At 71.0% G+C, this 16,698-nt stretch carries 16 protein-coding genes and 2 pseudogenes; 14 read left to right on the top strand and 4 right to left on the bottom strand.

The features are described 5' to 3' along the window. The first annotated feature begins 232 nt into the window (after positions 1–232). Positions 233–1,321: an NADH:flavin oxidoreductase/NADH oxidase gene (locus tag ACIBB8_RS33545; protein WP_398958605.1), complete on the top strand. Its 1,089-nt coding sequence runs from the start codon at positions 233–235 to the stop codon at positions 1,319–1,321. A 107-nt stretch (positions 1,322–1,428) separates the two neighbouring features. Here the strand turns inward: ACIBB8_RS33545 and ACIBB8_RS33540 are convergent, their stop codons facing one another. From ACIBB8_RS33540 to paaI, 3 genes are read right to left on the bottom strand one after another with little or no spacing between them, the layout of a single operon-like run. Next, positions 1,429–2,043, bottom strand: coding sequence for a TetR/AcrR family transcriptional regulator (locus ACIBB8_RS33540; RefSeq protein ID WP_398958603.1), 615 nt, complete (start codon positions 2,041–2,043; stop codon positions 1,429–1,431). 26 nt (positions 2,044–2,069) lie between these two features. Continuing rightward, entirely contained in the window at positions 2,070–3,416 is a 1,347-nt protein-coding gene (gene paaK, locus ACIBB8_RS33535) for a phenylacetate--CoA ligase PaaK (protein WP_398958601.1), read from the bottom strand. Then, positions 3,413–3,898 (bottom strand): hydroxyphenylacetyl-CoA thioesterase PaaI, encoded by a 486-nt coding sequence (gene paaI, locus ACIBB8_RS33530; protein ID WP_398958600.1) that lies wholly within the window; start codon positions 3,896–3,898, stop codon positions 3,413–3,415. The genes paaK and paaI overlap by 4 nt, the downstream gene beginning before the upstream one ends. Positions 3,899–3,993: 95 nt before the next feature. On the opposite strand from paaI, the gene paaN reads away from it, so the two are divergent. The 12 genes and pseudogenes from paaN to ACIBB8_RS33470 all read left to right on the top strand — a co-directional run. Continuing rightward, entirely contained in the window at positions 3,994–5,706 is a 1,713-nt protein-coding gene (gene paaN, locus ACIBB8_RS33525) for a phenylacetic acid degradation protein PaaN (RefSeq protein ID WP_398958598.1), read from the top strand. Continuing rightward, positions 5,699–6,922: a thiolase family protein gene (locus ACIBB8_RS33520; protein WP_398958596.1), complete on the top strand. Its 1,224-nt coding sequence runs from the start codon at positions 5,699–5,701 to the stop codon at positions 6,920–6,922. The genes paaN and ACIBB8_RS33520 overlap by 8 nt, the downstream gene beginning before the upstream one ends. 50 nt (positions 6,923–6,972) lie before the next feature. Continuing rightward, a complete protein-coding gene (locus ACIBB8_RS33515) occupies positions 6,973–7,674 on the top strand; it encodes an enoyl-CoA hydratase/isomerase family protein (protein ID WP_398958607.1) in 702 nt (233 codons plus the stop codon). Further along, complete coding sequence (locus ACIBB8_RS33510; protein WP_398958594.1) at positions 7,671–8,531, top strand: 3-hydroxyacyl-CoA dehydrogenase family protein; 861 nt, start codon at positions 7,671–7,673, stop codon at positions 8,529–8,531. The genes ACIBB8_RS33515 and ACIBB8_RS33510 overlap by 4 nt, the downstream gene beginning before the upstream one ends. Continuing rightward, positions 8,522–9,355 carry an enoyl-CoA hydratase/isomerase family protein gene (locus ACIBB8_RS33505; protein ID WP_398958592.1) on the top strand — a complete coding sequence of 278 codons (834 nt, stop codon included), beginning with the start codon at positions 8,522–8,524 and terminating at the stop codon, positions 9,353–9,355. Before ACIBB8_RS33510 ends, ACIBB8_RS33505 begins: the two co-directional genes overlap by 10 nt. A gap of 128 nt (positions 9,356–9,483) precedes the next feature. Beyond that, the gene (paaA, locus tag ACIBB8_RS33500) at positions 9,484–10,479 is read left to right on the top strand and encodes a 1,2-phenylacetyl-CoA epoxidase subunit PaaA (protein ID WP_398958590.1); all 996 of its coding nucleotides are present in this window, start codon (positions 9,484–9,486) and stop codon (positions 10,477–10,479) included. After that, the gene (paaB, locus tag ACIBB8_RS33495; RefSeq protein WP_398958588.1) at positions 10,476–10,778 is read left to right on the top strand and encodes a 1,2-phenylacetyl-CoA epoxidase subunit PaaB; all 303 of its coding nucleotides are present in this window, start codon (positions 10,476–10,478) and stop codon (positions 10,776–10,778) included. Before paaA ends, paaB begins: the two co-directional genes overlap by 4 nt. Before the next feature lie 12 nt (positions 10,779–10,790). Next, entirely contained in the window at positions 10,791–11,657 is an 867-nt protein-coding gene (paaC, locus tag ACIBB8_RS33490) for a 1,2-phenylacetyl-CoA epoxidase subunit PaaC (RefSeq protein ID WP_398958586.1), read from the top strand. Next, complete coding sequence (gene paaD / locus ACIBB8_RS33485; protein WP_398958583.1) at positions 11,651–12,163, top strand: 1,2-phenylacetyl-CoA epoxidase subunit PaaD; 513 nt, start codon at positions 11,651–11,653, stop codon at positions 12,161–12,163. Before paaC ends, paaD begins: the two co-directional genes overlap by 7 nt. Beyond that, positions 12,163–13,281 carry a 1,2-phenylacetyl-CoA epoxidase subunit PaaE gene (paaE, locus tag ACIBB8_RS33480; RefSeq protein WP_398958581.1) on the top strand — a complete coding sequence of 373 codons (1,119 nt, stop codon included), beginning with the start codon at positions 12,163–12,165 and terminating at the stop codon, positions 13,279–13,281. The genes paaD and paaE overlap by 1 nt, the downstream gene beginning before the upstream one ends. 633 nt (positions 13,282–13,914) lie before the next feature. Further along, positions 13,915–14,274 (top strand): zinc ribbon domain-containing protein YjdM, encoded by a 360-nt coding sequence (locus tag ACIBB8_RS33475; protein ID WP_398958579.1) that lies wholly within the window; start codon positions 13,915–13,917, stop codon positions 14,272–14,274. A gap of 2 nt (positions 14,275–14,276) precedes the next feature. Next, positions 14,277–14,538: pseudogene (locus ACIBB8_RS33470) on the top strand (helix-turn-helix domain-containing protein); the annotation flags it as partial. Here ACIBB8_RS33470 and ACIBB8_RS33465 read toward each other — a convergent pair. Further along, entirely contained in the window at positions 14,518–15,492 is a 975-nt protein-coding gene (locus tag ACIBB8_RS33465; RefSeq protein WP_398958577.1) for a LysR family transcriptional regulator, read from the bottom strand. The pseudogene ACIBB8_RS33470 and the gene ACIBB8_RS33465 overlap by 21 nt on opposite strands. Before the next feature lie 128 nt (positions 15,493–15,620). On the opposite strand from ACIBB8_RS33465, the pseudogene ACIBB8_RS33460 reads away from it, so the two are divergent. Next, positions 15,621–16,019: pseudogene (locus ACIBB8_RS33460) on the top strand (alcohol dehydrogenase catalytic domain-containing protein); the annotation flags it as partial. Positions 16,020–16,698: the final 679 nt, after the last annotated feature.

The raw sequence follows: 16,698 nt of genomic DNA, 5'->3' as shown, positions 1-16,698 counted from the left end.
CCGCTGCGCCGCGCTTCGCGCGAACGACGGGGAACTCAGAACAGACCCTAGGGCCTGTTCTGGGTTCCCCGCCTGCGCCCCGACGCCCGGCACGCGCGAACGACGGGGAACTCAGAACAGGCCCTAAGTGTGCGCGCCTCGTTGTACGAGAACCTTCGTAATTTGACGAATCTCGTACTACGAGATGTATCGTACTAGCGATCCTATCGTTCCCGGCGAAACGGAGTCTGCCGTGAGTGTCCTTTTCGAGCCCTGCACCCTGCGCTCGCTCACCATCCCGAACCGCATCTGGATGGCCCCCATGTGTCAGTACTCCGCCGCCCCCGAAGGCCCCGAGGCCGGCGTCGCGCACGACTGGCACTTCGCCCACTATGCAGCCCGCGCCACCGGCGGCACCGGACTCATCCTCCTCGAGGCGACCGCGGTCAGCCCTGAGGGCCGGATCTCCCCCTACGACCTGGGCATCTGGAACGACCATCAGGCCGAGACCCTGCGCCGGATCACCGACTTCCTCAAGGCTCAGGGCACCACCCCGGGAATCCAGATCGCTCACAGCGGACGCAAGGGCAGCACCGACCGCCCCTGGAAGGGCGGCGCCCCGGTCGGGCCCGGCGCGCACGGGTGGCAGCCGTTGGGCCCCAGCCCCGTGGCCTTCGCCGACGGCCACCCGGTGCCCATCGAGCTGACCACCGATGAAATCCAGGAAATCGTCGGGCAGTTCGCGGACGCCGCACGCCGCGCGCTGGACGCCGGCTTCGAGGTCGTCGAGGTCCACGGCGCCCACGGCTACCTCATCGGGGAGTTCCTTTCCCACCATTCCAACCGGCGCACCGACGCCTACGGCGGCTCCTTCGAGAACCGCACCCGCTTCGCCCTCGAAGTCGTCGACGCCGTGCGTGCCGTCTGGCCCGACGACCTCCCGCTGTTCTTCCGTATCTCCGCCACGGACTGGCTCGAGGACAACGGCTGGACCGCCGACGACACCGTCCGCTTCGCCGCCCTGCTGAAGGAGCACGGCGTGGACCTCCTCGACGTCTCCACCGGCGGCAACGCCTCCGGCGTCCGCATCCCCACCGCCCCCGGCTACCAGGTCCCCTTCGCTGCCCGGGTCAAGAACGAGACCACCCTCCCCGTCGCCGCCGTCGGCCTCATCACCGAACCCGAGCACGCCGAGAAGATCCTCACCAACGACGAAGCCGACGCGATCCTCCTCGGCCGCGAACTGCTGCGGAATCCCTACTGGGCCCGGCACGCCGCCCGCGGCCTCGGTGGCGACGTCCACGTCCCGGACCAGTACCACCGCTCCTCAGTACGTCAGTGACAAGGCGGGCCAGTGCTGAGCAGGTCGGCGCTGCCGGGCCTTGTCGGCCACGTCATGTGGGGAACGCCTTCTTGGGCCCTCACATGGGCGGTGTCGGGGTGCCGGGTTCAGTTTTCGTGGTGCAGGCCGTCGAAGATCACGCCCGTCAGGGCCGTCGCGAGTGCCGACACGGGTAGGTCGCCGTCCGGGCGGTACCACTCGATGACGGAGTTGACCGTTCCGAACAGCAGCCTGGCGGCCAGGTGAGGATCGATGTCGCCGCGTACACCGCCCTCGGCTGTCGCCCGGGCCATCAGTTCGGCCACTCGGTGATCGAACTCACGCCGCCTCTCCAGCGCCCGCCGTTCCGTCGCGCTGTTGCCGCGGATCCGCAACAACAGCGTCACATAGGGCAGTTCGGCGGCCAGCACCTCGACGCTGCGGTGGACGATCCGCTCCAGGCGCGCGGTGGCCGAGGTCAGGCGGTCCTGGTCCTCGTCGAGTACGGCGAACAGCGCGTTCAGGGCGCGGCTGACGGCGAGGTCGAGCAGTTCCTCCTTGCCGGAGACATGGTGGTAGATGCTCGACTTGCTCAGGCCCAGGCGCCTGGCCAGCTCTTCCATGCTGGTGCCGTCGTAGCCGCGCTCGTTGAAGACCACGACCGCGACCTCCAGCAGGGAGTCACGGTCGTAGCTGGGGCGGCCCCGACGGGCGGCGGCGCTCTGTACAGGCGTTCTGCTCACCGGTCCATTGTGACAAGGGCCGAGGGTCACCCCCGGCGCAGATCCTTGACCCGGCGGATCTTGCCGACCGAGCGCTCCAGGGACTCCGGCTCGACCACGCACACCTCGACGCTGACACCCACTCCGTCCTTCACACCCTTGGCGATCACCTTGACAGCCGTCTCGCGCTGCTCCGGGCCGGCGCCGGGACGGGCCTCGACGTGGACCGTCATGTGATCCATGCGGCCGCGCTGCGTCAGCTCGATCTGGAAGTGCGGGGCGACATCGGGCACACGCAGCACGATCTCCTCGATCTGGCTCGGGAAGACGTTCACACCCCGCAGGATGATCATGTCGTCGCTGCGGCCGGTGATCTTCTCCATACGGCGGAAGGCAGGCCGTGCGGTGCCGGGCAGCAGGCGCGTGAGGTCGCGCGTGCGGTAGCGGATGATCGGCAGCGCTTCCTTGGTGAGCGAGGTGAAGACCAGCTCGCCGCTGTCCCCCTCGGGCAGGACGGCGTCCGCGAGCGGATCGACGATCTCGGGGTAGAAGTGGTCCTCCCAGACGTGCAGTCCGTCCTTGGTCTCCACGCACTCCTGCGCCACACCCGGGCCCATGACTTCGGACAGGCCGTAGATGTCGACGGCGTGGATGTCCATGCGCTCCTCGATCTCGCGGCGCATCGCCTCCGTCCACGGCTCGGCGCCGAAAATACCGATCTTCAGGGAGCTGGTCCGCGGGTCCACGCCCTGCCGCTCGAACTCGTCGAGCAGTGTCAGCATGTAGGAGGGCGTGACCATGATGATCTCGGGCTTGAAGTCCTGGATGATCTGCACCTGGCGCGCGGTCATGCCGCCCGAGGCGGGGATCACGGTGCACCCGGCCCGCTCGGCGCCGTAGTGCGCGCCGAGGCCGCCGGTGAACAGGCCGTAGCCGTACGAGACGTGGACCTTGTGGCCCGGACGGCCGCCCGCGGCGCGTATGGAGCGGGCGACGACGTCGGCCCACATCGACAGGTCGTTCTCGCTGTAGCCGACCACGGTGGGGCGGCCGGTGGTGCCGCTGGAAGCGTGGATCCGCCGTACCTCGGACATGGGGACGGCGAACATGCCGAAGGGGTAGGTGTCCCGCAGATCGGCCTTGGTGGTGAAGGGGAACCGGGCAAGGTCCTCGAGAGAGCGGCAGTCATCGGGCTTCACGCCTGCCGCGTCGAACTTCTTGCGGTACAGCTCGACGTTGTCGTAGGCGTGTCGCAGCGTCGCCTGGAGGCGTTCGAGCTGAAGCTGACGGAGCTGCTCGCGTGTCAAGCGCTCGGCGCTGTCCAGCAGCTCGTCCGGGAGGGGCTCTCCCAGGCGGGGCCCCTGGTCCGCCGGGGCCGTCAGTTCGCTGCTCATTGCGACTCCTTCGTCTTCGTGCTTCCAATGCTGCGGCTGCGCCCGCGGAACTCCGCGATGACCTCGCCCGCCGCTGTCCCGCCACCGCCCTCAGTGGCCCGCGCTTCGTGCGGACCGCCATGGATGCGCCGGACGGTCACGTCGTAGATCCCGCTGCGGCCGAACCGGGTGCGCTCGCAGGCCGTCGCCTCGAGGACGTCGCCCTCGTGGGCCGGGGCGATGAAGACGATGTCGGCCGCGGCCGCGACGGTCACGGGTCCGTGGCTGTTGCAGGCGCAGGCGAAGGCCGTGTCGGCCAGCAGGAAGAGATAACCGCCGTGGGCGATCCCGTGCCCGTTGACCATCGCCGGCGTCACGGTCATGCGCAGCACGGCGGTCCCCTCACCATGCTGCACCAGCTCGATACCGAGATTCCGCGAAGCCTGGTCCGCGGCGAACATCGTCTCCACCGGACCGAGAGCTACGTCGGTGGCCTGCGTCACGTTTTCCACCACCTTGTGTACCGACCGAACATTCGGTTAGCTTCGGAGTCGCCAAGTAATCAAGCATCACCACTGCCTGTCAAGAGGTGGACCGCATGCCCCGCAACACTCCCGAGCCCGTTGACTTCTTCGCTCGCCACCGTGAGCTGCTGGAAAAGGCCGTCGCCGCCACCGCTAGCCGGGACCATTGGACGCCGTATCCGGAGTCGCCCAGCAAGTCGGTGTACGGCGAGGAGGCCGCGAAGCTCGGCGAGGCCGCCTTCCGGAATCAGCTGGGCAAGCCGTTCGAGCTGCCCGGACACCCCGGCGACGGGACCGTACAGGCCACCGAGACCTCCCCCTACGGCTTCGCGCTCGGGATCACCTACCCCCGCGTCACGCCGGAGGAGGCGGTGGCCGCCGCCAAGGCGGCCACCGGCCCCTGGCGCGAGGCGGGACCCGATGGGCGCGCGGGAGTCGCCGTCGAGATCCTGGCCCGGCTGAACGCGGCCAGTTTCGAGAACGCGCACGCCGTGCAGCACACCACCGGCCAGGCCTTTGTGATGGCGTTCCAGGCGGGTGGCCCGCATGCGCAGGACCGTGGCCTGGAGGCCGTCGCCTACGCCTGGGCCGAGCAGAAGCGGCACCCGGAGTCGGCCCGCTGGACCAAGCCCCAGCGCAAGGGCGCTGCGCTGGCGATGGACAAGAAGTTCACGCCGGTCGGACGCGGTGTCTCATTGCTGATCGCCTGCAACACCTTTCCGACGTGGAACAGCTACCCGGGGCTGTTCGCCAGCCTGGTCACCGGCAACCCAGTCGTGATCAAGCCGCATCCGGGCGCCGTGCTGCCGCTGGCGCTCACCGTGCGCACAGCCCGCGAGGTCCTGGCCGAGGCGGGCTTCGACCCCAATCTCGTCGTCCTCGCCGCCGAGGGGCCGGGCGAGCGGACCGCGGGCTTCCTCGCGCTCCACCCGGACGTCCGCATCATCGACTTCACCGGCTCCACCGAGTTCGGCGACTGGCTGGAGACGAACGCGCGCCAGGCCGCCGTGTACACGGAGAAGGCGGGCCTCAACACGGTCGTCCTCGACTCCACCGACGACTACCGCGGGCTGCTGGGCAATCTGGCGTTCTCGCTGTCCCTGTACAGCGGGCAGATGTGCACCACCCCGCAGAACCTGCTGATCCCCCGCGAGGGCATCGCCACCGACCAGGGGGTCAAGACGGCCGACGCGTTCGCGGCGGATCTGGGCGCCGCGCTGGACAAGCTGCTCGGCGACCCGGACAGAGCGGCCGGCACGCTCGGCGCCCTCGTGGGCGACGGCGTGCGCGAGCGTCTGGAGAAGGCCTCGGCACTGGGCAGCACGGTCCACCCGTCGCAGCCGGTCGAGCACCCCGAATACCCGGCGGCCACCGTCCGTACGCCGCTGGTCGCGCGCCTCGACGCGAGGTCGGACGACGAGACGTACACCCGCGAGTGGTTCGGACCCGTCTCCTTCGTCATCGCCACCGACTCCACCGAGCACAGCCTGCGGATCTTCCGTGAGACGGTGCGTACGCACGGCGCGCTCACCGCCGCCGTGCACTCCACGAGCGAAGAGGTCCTGGCCGCGGCAGAGGCGGCGGCCCTGGACGCGGGAGTGCACCTGTCGGAGAACCTCACGGGCGGCGTCTTCGTCAACCAGTCCGCGGCGTTCAGCGACTTCCACGGCAGCGCCGCCAACCCCGCGGCCAGCGCCACCCTGTCCGATCCCGCATTCGTCACGGGCCGCTTCGCGACGCTGCAGTCGCGCCGCCCCGTCACTATCCAGGAGGGCACCCATGCCTGACGAGGTCTACCTGATCGACGGGGCCCGCACCCCGCAGGGCCGCTATGGCGGTGCCCTGGCTTCCGTACGCCCGGACGATCTGGCGGCGCTGGTGGTCGGTGAGGCCGTCCGCCGCGCCGCGATCCCGGCCGAGGCCGTGGACGAGGTCATTCTGGGCGCGGCGAACCAGGCCGGCGAGGACAACCGCGACGTGGCGCGCATGGCCGTGCTCCTTGCCGGACTTCCACACACCGTGCCCGGCTACACGGTCAACCGGCTGTGCGCCTCGGGCCTGACCGCGGTCGCCTCGGCGGCCCAGGCGATCCGGTCCGGCGAGGCCGATCTGGTCGTGGCGGGCGGTGTGGAGTCCATGACCCGGGCCCCGTGGGTCATGGAGAAGCCGGGCACCCCCTGGTCCAAGCCGGGAGAACTGCACGACACGTCCCTGGGCTGGCGCTTCACCAACCCGCGCTTTGCCGCCGCCGATCGCGCGGTGCCCGCCGGGGCAGGGCCGGAGACGGTGAAGGTGACCCTGCCGATGGGGGAGACGGCCGAGGAGGTCGCCGCGCTCGACGGCATCACCCGCGCCGAGTCCGACGCCTTCGCGCTGCGCAGCCACCGGCGCGCCGTCGCCGCGCAGGAGGCCGGACACTTCGACCGCGAGATCGTGCCGGTCCCGGTGAAGGACGGCCTCGTGGAGCGCGACGAGGGGCCGCGTCCGTCGACGACCCTGGAGAAGCTGGGCTCCCTGCGCACGATTTTCCGCAAGGACGGCATCGTCACCGCGGGCTCCTCCTCGCCGCTGTCCGACGGGGCCGCGGCCCTGGTGGTGGCGAGCGCGGCGGCCGTCGAGCGGTACGGGCTCACCCCGCGCGCCCGGGTCGTCACCTCCGCCTCCGCAGGTGTCCAGCCCCACATCATGGGCCTCGGGCCGGTTCCCGCCACGGAGAAGGCACTCGCCCGCGCCGGCTGGCAGACCGCCGATCTGGACGCCATCGAGCTCAACGAGGCCTTCGCCGCGCAGGCGCTGGCCGTCATACGCCGTCTCAAGCTCGACGAGGACAAGGTCAACGCCGACGGCGGCGCCATCGCGCTCGGCCATCCGCTGGGCTGCTCGGGTGCCCGTATCCTCCTCACGCTGCTGGGCCGCCTGGAGCGCGAGGACGCTCGCCGGGGCCTGGCCACGCTGTGCGTGGGCGTGGGGCAGGGCATGGCGATGCTGGTGGAGCGGGTGTGAGCGGGACGACGTACGAGACGCTTCTCGTCGAGGAGCGCGAGGACCGGGTCATGGTCACCCTGCACCGCCCCGAGGCGCGCAACGCCATCAGCGGGCTGATGATCCGCGACCTGCACACAGTCTGTGACCTGCTGGAACGCGATCCGAAGCTGCTGCTGCTCACCGGCCACGGCGGAGTCTTCGCGGGCGGCGCCGACATCGCGGAGCTGCTGCGGCGCGGCCGGGAGGAAGCGCTGCAGGGGATCAACAGCCGTCTGTTCGAGCGGGTGCGCAGGCTGCCCATGCCGACGGTTGCCGCCGTCGACGGCTGGGCCTTGGGCGGCGGCGCCGAGCTGGCGTACGCCTGCGACATCCGCATCGCGGGGCCCGACGCCGTCTTCGGCAATCCGGAGCCGGGGCTCGGCATACTCGCGGCGGCCGGCGCCTGCTGGCGGCTGCCGGAGCTGGTGGGCGAGTCCGTCGCCAAACAGGTGCTGCTCGCCGGGCGGAATCTGGACGCTCGGGCGGCACTGGCCGCAGGGCTCGTCATCGACGTGGTGCCCGCGGAGAAGCTGCTGGACGAGGCGCACGCGCTGCTCGACCGCATGGCGCGCTCCTCGGCCGCGGCGCTGCGCCTGACGAAGCTCGTCGTCGATGCGCCGGGCGCGCACCCGGTCGCCGACGACCTGGCGCAGGCCGTGCTCTTCGAAGGCCAGGACAAGCAGGACCGTATGACGCGCTTCTTGGAGAAGAAGAACAGGAGCAAGGCATGAGCAGTCCGACCGTACCCACCGTCGTGGGCGTGATCGGCGGCGGCCGGATGGGGGCCGGTATCGCGCAGTCGTTCGCGGCCATCGGCTCGTCCGTGACCGTCGTGGAGGGCGGCGCGGAGGCCTCGGCCGCCGCCCTGGACCGGATTGCCACCGGGCTGCAGCGGGCCGCCGAGCGCGGCAAGCTCGCCGAGCCCGCCGAACAGGTGCTCGCCCGGGTCACGACCGTGGAATCGGTCGACGGGCTGCCTGCGGGCACCGAGCTGGTCGTCGAGGCCGTTCCGGAGAACGCCGCCCTCAAGGCCCGGCTGCTCGCCGCGGCCGAACAGGCGGTGGACAAGTCGACCGTGCTGGCCACCAACACGAGCTCCCTCTCGGTCACCGAACTGGCCTCGGCGCTGAGGGAGCCGGGCCGCTTCCTCGGCATGCACTTCTTCAACCCCGTGCCCGCCTCCGAGCTGGTCGAGATCGTCGTCGCACCGGACACCTCGCCCGAGGTCGTGCGGTCCGCCCTGGGCTGGACCCATGCGCTCGGCAAGAAGGACGTCGTCGTCAGGGACTCCCCGGGCTTCGCCAGCAGCCGCCTCGGCCTGGCGCTCGGCCTGGAGGCGATCCGCATGGTCGAGGAGGGGGTAGCGGAGCCGGAGGCGATCGACGACGCGATGAGCCTCGGCTACAAGCACCCGATGGGCCCGCTCCGCCTCACCGACCTGGTCGGACTCGATGTCCGCCTGGCCATCGCCGAGTACCTGCACGCGACGCTCGGGGAGCGCTTCGCGCCGCCGCAGCTGCTGCGCGACAAGGTCGCCCGGGGCGAACTGGGCCGCAAGTCGGGGCAGGGGTTCTACACATGGCAGTGACCACGACGGGAGCGGCCGAATCCGAGGGGGCCGGGCCCAGCATCGGCTACACCCTCGACGGCGGCGTCGCGGTCATCGAGCTGCGCAGGCCCTCCGCGGGCAATGCGCTCGACGCGTCGCTGCGGTTCGAGCTGCTGGCCGCCGTGCGCCGGGTGCTGAGCGACGGGGATATCGTCCGCGCGGTGCTGCTGACCGCCCAGGGCAGGAATTTCTGCGTCGGGCAGGACCTCAAGGAGCACGCCGAGGCCCTGGAGACCAGGCCGGCATCGGCGTTCGCCGTGGTGCGCGCCGAGTACAACCCGCTGGTCGAAGCGCTCCACGCGCTGCCCCAGCCGGTGGTCGTGGGGGTCGAGGGCGCGTGCGTCGGGGCGGGGCTCGGGCTCGCGCTCTGCGCCGACCTGCGGGTGGCCTCGGCCGGCGCACGCTTCTCGACCGCGTTCACCGGGATCGGACTGGCCGCGGACAGCGGACTGAGCCTGTCGCTGTCCCAGGCGGTCGGCCCCTCGCGCGCCGCCGCCCTGATGCTGCTCGGAGACCGTTTCGACGCCGAGGACGCGCAGCGGTGGGGGCTGCTGCACCGGGTCGTGCCGGACGGTCAGGCCGCGGCGGAGGGGTTGTCGCTGGCACGGCGGCTGGCGGCCGGGCCCACCGCGGCGTACGGCGAGGTCAAGGCACTGCTGCGGGACGCGGCGGCCGGGGCCGACCTCGGCGCCGTACTGGAGCGCGAGGCGGCAGTGCAGGAGCGCCTCGGTGGCACGCGGGACCACCGTGCCGCGGTGCGGTCGTTCCTCGCCAAGGAGAAGCCGTCCTTCGAGGGCCGCTGAGCGTGGCGGCGGCCGTCGGTACCGACGGCCGCCAGTCGGTTCATTGATCCCGGCCCGGGGGTTGCCGGAGCTGGGAAAATTCGTCAGACTGTGTACCGAACGAATGGTCGGTAGGGAAGCTGGTATCGATGACCACGTCACACGGCGCAGCGCCGGGCGGCTGCGGGGAGCCTGAGCTCCAGGAGCGGTTCGACGCGACGATCGCGAGGGACCAGCGGGTCGAGCCCCGGGACTGGATGCCCGAGGGCTACCGCAAGACGCTGATCCGGCAGATCGCGCAACACGCCCACTCGGAGATCATCGGCATGCAGCCCGAGGGCGAGTGGATCACCCGGGCCCCGTCGCTGCGACGCAAGGCCATCCTCTTCGCGAAGGTCCAGGACGAGGCCGGACACGGCCTGTACCTGTACTCGGCGGCCGAGACCCTGGGCGCCGACCGCGCGGACCTCACCGAGCGCCTGATCGAGGGCCGTCAGAAGTACTCGTCGATCTTCAACTACCCGACGCCGACCTTCGCCGACGTCGGCGTGATCGGGTGGTTCGTGGACGGCGCGGCGATCTGCAACCAGGTGCCGCTGTGCCGCAGTTCCTACGGTCCGTACGCCCGCTCGATGGTGCGGATCTGCAAGGAGGAGTCCTTCCACCAGCGTCAGGGCTACGAGCTGCTGATGACGATGATGCGGGGCACCGACGCCCAGCGCGAGATGGTGCAGGACTCGGTGAACCGCTGGTGGTGGCCGTCCCTGATGATGTTCGGCCCGCCCGATGGCGATTCCCCCAACTCCGCCGCCTCGATGGCCTGGAAGATCAAGCGGCACAGCAATGACGAGCTGCGCCAGCGCTTCGTCGACATGACCGTCCCGCAGGCCGCCAAGCTGGGCGTGACCCTGCCCGACCCCGAGCTGCGCTGGAACGAGGAGCGCGGCCGCCACGACTTCGGCACCCCCGACTGGTCCGAGCTCCAGCGCGTGATCACCGGTGACGGGCCCTGCAACAAGGAGCGCGTCGCGCGGCGGCGGGCCGCCCACGAGGAAGGCGCCTGGGTGCGCGAGGCGGCCTCCGCCCACGCGGCCAAGCGGGCAGCCGTGCAAGCCCGGAACATTCAGGAAGGAACGGTGGCATGAGCAACACCAAAGGCACGAAGGACAGCTGGCCGCTCTACGAGGTGTTCATCCGCGGCAAGCGCGGCCTGAACCACGTCCACGTCGGCTCGCTGCACGCCGCCGACGACGCCATGGCGCTCAGCCACGCCCGCGACCTGTACACCCGGCGCAACGAGGGCGTGAGCATATGGGCGGTGCGCTCGGAGGACATAGCCGCCTCCACGCGCGACGAGAAGGACCCCTTCTTCAAGCCCAGTGCCGACAAGGTCTACCGCCACCCCACCTTCTACGACATCCCCGACGATGTCCCCCACATCTAGGAGCAGGACGGCATGAGCGACGTCACTGACGACCACGTCTACCTGTCCCTGGGCGAGGAGCACGGGGACTCGGACGCCCGCTGGGCCTTCGGTACCGGTTTCGAGGACCCGCTGCACGGCGTCGACACGACCGTGCCCGCCACGGTCGACCCCGCCGAACTGGCCGCCTGCTGCCTGGCCCTCGGGGACGACGCCCTGGTCGGGGCCCAGCGCCTGGCCCAGTGGTGCACCCGCGCCCCCGAGCTGGAGGAGGAGGTGGCCCTGGCCAACATCGGCCTCGATCTGCTTGGCCAGGCGCGCCTGTTGTACGCGCGGGCCGGCCAGGTGGATGGCACCGGCCGGGGCGAGGACGCATACGCCTACTCCCGTGACGCGGAGGACTTCCGCAATGTCCGGCTCGCCGAACTCCCCAACGGAGACTTCGCGTTCTCCATCACCCGGCTGCTGGTCATGTCCAGCTGGCGCCTGACCGTCTTTGAGCGGCTTGCGGACACCGCGCAGGACCCGGTCCTGAAGGCCATCGCTGCCAAGGGGGTCAACGAACTCGCGTACCACCGCCAGTTCGCGGCCGACTGGACGCTGCGGCTGGGCGACGGCACGGAGGAGTCCCTCAGGAGGATGCGGCAGGCGCTCGCCGATGTCGCCCCGCACCTGGGCGAACTCTTCACGCACCGGCCGGACTTCGGTGTCGACCCCGCGCAGGTGCGGGAGGAGACGACGGCGGTGCTGCAGCAGGTCCTCGACGCCGCCGGGCTGCGCCTGCCGGAGGCCGGGTCCCTGCCCGGACAGGGCCGGGAAGGCGACCACACCGAGCACCTGGCCCCGCTGCTCGCTGAGTTGCAGAGCGTGGCCCGCGCCCACCCGGACGCGACATGGTGACCGCTCTGGACGAGCGCCGGGCCCGGCGCGTGGCCGAACAGGTCCCGGACCCGGAGCTGCCCATGCTCACCCTGGCCGACCTCGGCGTCCTGCGCGCGGTCGAGGTGCGGCCGGACGGCACGGTCGTCGCGGGATTGACGCCCACCTACTCCGGCTGTCCCGCCATGGCGGAGATGCGCGCCGACGTCGCCGCGCGGCTGCGGGCGGCCGGCTTCGCTCAGGTGGAGATCCGCACCGTTCTCGACCCGCCGTGGACGACGGACTGGATCACCGCCGAGGGCCGCCGCAAGCTCGCCGAGGCCGGCATCGCGCCCCCCGGCACCGCGCCCCGCCGCACCGGCGGGCCCGTGCCGCTGGAGCTGTCGGTCACGCGCCGCGCGGTGGCGTGCCCCCGCTGCGGGTCGTCGGACACCGAGGAGACGTCCCGCTTCGCCGCCACCTCCTGCAAGGCGTTGTGGCGCTGCCGCAGCTGTCTTGAGCCGTTCGAGTACGTCAAGGAGATCTGATGGCCCCGACCACCACGACGGACACCCCCGCGTCCGCCGCCCCCGCGCGCACGCGCCGTCGCCCGGCCTTCCACCCGCTGCGGGTCGCCGCAGTGCAGCCGCTGTGCGCGGACGCCGCCGCCGTCAGCTTCGACATACCCGACGAGCTGGCGGAGGAGTTCGCCTACCGGCCCGGCCAGTCGCTCACGCTGCGCCGCGAGATCGACGGGCGCGACGAGCGACGCTCGTACTCCATCTGCTCTCCCGTCGGAGCCCGCCCCCGCATCGGCGTGCGTGTCGTGCCCGGCGGGCTCTTCTCCTCCTGGCTCGTCAATGACGTACGCCCCGGGGACACGATCGAGGTGATGGCCCCGACCGGCGCCTTCACCCCCGACCTCACCGAACCGGGCCACCACGTTCTGATCGCCGCCGGCTCCGGCATCACCCCGATGCTGTCCATAGTCGAGTCCGTCCTGGCCGCGGACCCCCGCTCCCGGGTCACGCTCTTCTACGGCAACCGCCGCACCGACACGGTGATGTTCGCCGACGAACTCGCGGAGCTGAAGGACCTCTACCGCACCCGCTTCCAGCTCGGACACGTCCTGTCCCGTGAACCGCGCGAGGCCGAACTGCTGTCGGGGCGCCTGGATGCCGAGCGCCTCGCCGCGCTCATCGACGGGCTCGTCGACGTCCGTGGCGCGGACCACTGGTGGCTGTGCGGTCCGCACGGCATGGTCCGGGACGCGCAGAAGCTCCTCGGGAACCTCGGTGTCCCCGCGGACCGCGTGCACCGGGAACTGTTCTTCGCCGATGACGAGCCGGTCCGCACCGTCCGCCACGAGGACGCCACGGCCGACGGTCCGGTCAGCCAAGTCACCATCACGCTCGACGGCCGCTCCACCACGTCCCCGCTCTCCCGTGAGACGACGATCCTGGACGGAGCGACGCGGGTACGCCCCGACATGCCCTTCGCCTGCAAGGGCGGCGTGTGCGGCACCTGCCGTGCTCTGGTCACCGACGGCGAGGCCGACATGCGCCGCAACTACGCGCTCGAACCTTCCGAGGTCGACGCCGGCTACGTACTCACCTGCCAGACGTTCCCCGTGTCCGACACCCTGACCGTCGACTTCGACAGCTGAAAGAGCGTCTCGTCCCGGCAGTCGCGTTCGGTTCCTGGTTCAGGTGTCGCGCTGGTTCGGGGTGGATCCGCGGGCGAGGCCCGCGGATCCACCCCTCGGCGAGGGGAGGCCAAGGTACGGGTGCTTCCCGACGTACAGCGCGCTCGCCGTGGTCGACGGCCTCCGGCGGGCGGCCGGCAACAACGATGCCGCGAAGGTGGCACGCGCCCGACTCACCCCTCGCCCGGCTCGCAATGCCGCACTGGGTGTCGTACGGATCGGAGGCGGCGTCGTACAGAGTGCCGATTCGCTGGAGCCGTCTGAAGGCGAGGGATGGGCATTGCGCGGACGTCAAAGACGGGGAAGCGGACCGGGCCTGCGGCGCCCGCGGGCAGTGAGCGAGACCGATGAGCAGCCTGGCCGCCGGCACAGCGGCAGCGGCCTCCGGCAGCCCGCGCGGCCGTACGACGGCGAGGGCCGGCACACCCAGCAGCAGGACAAGCGACAGCGACTCGGCTGTGACGGTGCTCATCCCGCACTCGGGCGACGGAAGCCTCCCGGCCGGACGGCGGCCACGGACCATCACAGGATGACAGCCCGGGACGCCTGTGGACGCGACAGGGGATCGTGCAGGAGTTCGGATATTCTGGCCGAATGTTTGAGAACCTCCCCCCTTGCCCGAAGTGCTCCAGCGAGTACACCTACGAGATGAACGCTCTGATGGTCTGCCCGGAGTGCGGCAATGAGTGGGTTCCCGCCGTGGGCGGCGCGGAGGACACGAGTGTCTCCGGGGAGCGGGTCGTCAGGGACTCCGTCGGGAATGTGCTGAGCGACGGCGACACGGTGACCGTCGTCAAGGCCCTGAAGGTCAAGGGCAGCCCCTCGGGGATCAAGGCGGGCACGAAGGTGCGCAACATCCGCCTGGTCGACGGAGTCGACGGCCACGACATCGACTGCAAGATCGACGGATTCGGCGCCATGCAGCTCAAGTCGAGCGTGGTCAAGAAGGCCTGACCCAGGACCTCCTCGTCGCCCGTTTCGACCAGCCGCTGACCCTGTCAGCCCTGGCCGCGGGCATGGGCGTCAGCGAGCGCACCCTCACCCGCCTCTTCACCCGCGCCACCGGAGGCCTCACCCCCACTGCGCTACCAGCAGACCCTCCGCCTCGAGCGCGCCGAACACCTCGTCAGCCACGGCGCAACGGCCGACGCCGCCGCCCGCTCGGTCGGCTTCGAGGACCCCCGCATGCTGCGCCGCCTATGGGCGCGCAAGGTCTGAGCCCGGTCCCACCCCGCTCGTGCCCGGCAACCAGTCACGGGCCGGGTCGAACTCCAACCACATCCGCTGGCCAGCGACTTGGGCAAAGGACTGCAGCAGATCACCGAGCACCGGATGTCCGTGCGCCGCGGTCACGGACCAGACCAGCGACCAGGCGTACAGCGGGGTGGGGGCGACGAGCGGGATGAACCGCACACCGGGCACGTCCCCGGAGACCGCGTCCGCGGGGAAGAGAGAGAAACACGTAGGGTCGTCCCGGATATGCGCCAGGAAGGGCGCGAGCCCGAGATTCGGGCCCCCGGTCCGTCGTGAGACCCCGAACTGCTCGGCGAAGTGCGTGAGAAAGTCAAGGCGGTCCACTTCCGCCGGATAGCGCAGCACACTGGTCCGCAGGTCCGACGGACGCAGCTCCGGGGCGGCGGCGAGCGGGTGCGCGGCACTCACGACGGCGTCGACCGGCTCGAGCCGTACGAGGCGGTGGGCCAGCTCCGCCGGGGCCCTCCCTCGCAGCGAGGGGACACGGCCGAAGCCGGCGCCCACCTCACCACGCCGCAACGCCTCCGCCACCGAAGGGAAGTCGCGTCCCGTGCCCGGCTCGACGTCGAGCTCCGGGGCCGCCGTGACGACCTGTGCGAGGGTACGCATCGGCCCGTACAGGTGCCCCCACACATCGATCCGCAGCCGCCGCCGGGTCCCGAGCGCCGCGGCCACCGCGAGATCACCCGCCGACAGTGCCTGACGGGCAGGCGCAACGAAGCGTTCCCCCGCCTCGGTCAGCCGGACCCCCTTGCCCGGGCCGCGTTCGAACAGCCGGACACCGAGCCGGACTTCGAGGCGGGCGATGCGCTTGGACATTGCCTGCTGCGTGATCCCGAGCCGGGCCGAGGCACTGCCGAAATGCAGGGACTCGGCGACGGCGGTGAAGGCGCGAACCTGTGCGAGGTCGAGGTCCATGCACCTCACCATAGAAGACAACTGTTGGTTGTCGCTGACGGCGACGTGGTTGTTGGACCGCCAGGATCGAGGCGGGGTCTGCTGTACGCACCTGACGCACACACGACCTCGAAAGGCGGTACCGGCCGATGAAGGCACTCCTGCCCACGGGACGGAGTGACGTCCTTGTCGTGCTCGCTGACGTTCCCCACCCCCGGGCCCAACCCCATGAGGCACTGGTCAAGGTCGAGGCGTTCTCGGTCAACCGGGGTGAGACTTTCCAGCTGGAGCGGCAGCAGAAGCCGGACTGGCGGCCCGGGAAGGACGTGGCGGGACTGGTCGTCCAGCAGGCGGCCGACGGCACCGGGCCGGCCACCGGCCGCCAGGTGGTGGGACATTCGCCCTCCGGCGGCCGGGCCGAGTACGTCGCCGTACCGTCCGACGCCCTGACGGAGCTCCCCGACGCCCTGCCCACCGCCGAGGCAGCCGCGCTGCCCCTGGCCGGCCTGACCGCACTGCGTCTCCTGCGCACCGCCGGATCCGCGGCCACGCCGTCCTCACCACCGTGTCCTGACCCCCTTCCACGAAAGCCGCCCCCGATGACCTCTTACCTCGACCTGCCCGACGTCCTCCCCGAGTTCGTGTTCCTCAACCGGTCCCGGACCGGCGCAGCAGGACTGGACCCCTTCGAGTACGAGCGCGTCACCACGCAGCTCGACTCCCTGTACGACTGGCCCGCGGCGTTCCACGCGGCCGGCCGGGCACACCTCGCCGCAGCCGAAGCCCACGAGACACAGGGGCACCTGGTGTCGGCAGGGGAGTCGTACCGCCTGGCGGCCCGTTGGTTCCACTGCGCGGTGCTGCTGCCGCACCCCGACCGCGAGTTGACGGCCCGGGCCGCCGCCGAGTCCGACGAGGCGATGCGCAGGGCACTCGCTCACCTCGACCCGCACGCGGAACGCATCGAGGGCTCCACCTTCACGGGCTGGCTGCGCGGCCCGCACGGGGCGCCCGTCGTCATCGTCATCCCGGGGCTGGACTCAGGCAAGGAGGAATTCCACGGCGTGACGGAGGCATTGCTCGGGCGCGGCCTGGCCGTCTTCGCGATGGACGGCCCGGGACAGGGCGCGCTGGCCTTCAAGAGCATCCCGCGCCCGGACTACCAGCACGTCATCACCGAGGTGATCGACACGCTCGAAGCCCGTATCGTCGGCCTGATCGGCCTCA

The organism is Streptomyces sp. NPDC051286, from assembly GCF_044455345.1.
Taxonomy (GTDB): domain Bacteria; phylum Actinomycetota; class Actinomycetes; order Streptomycetales; family Streptomycetaceae; genus Streptomyces.
The sequence above is the reverse complement of the archived record's forward strand: the minus strand, read 5'-3'. Positions and strand labels throughout refer to the sequence as shown.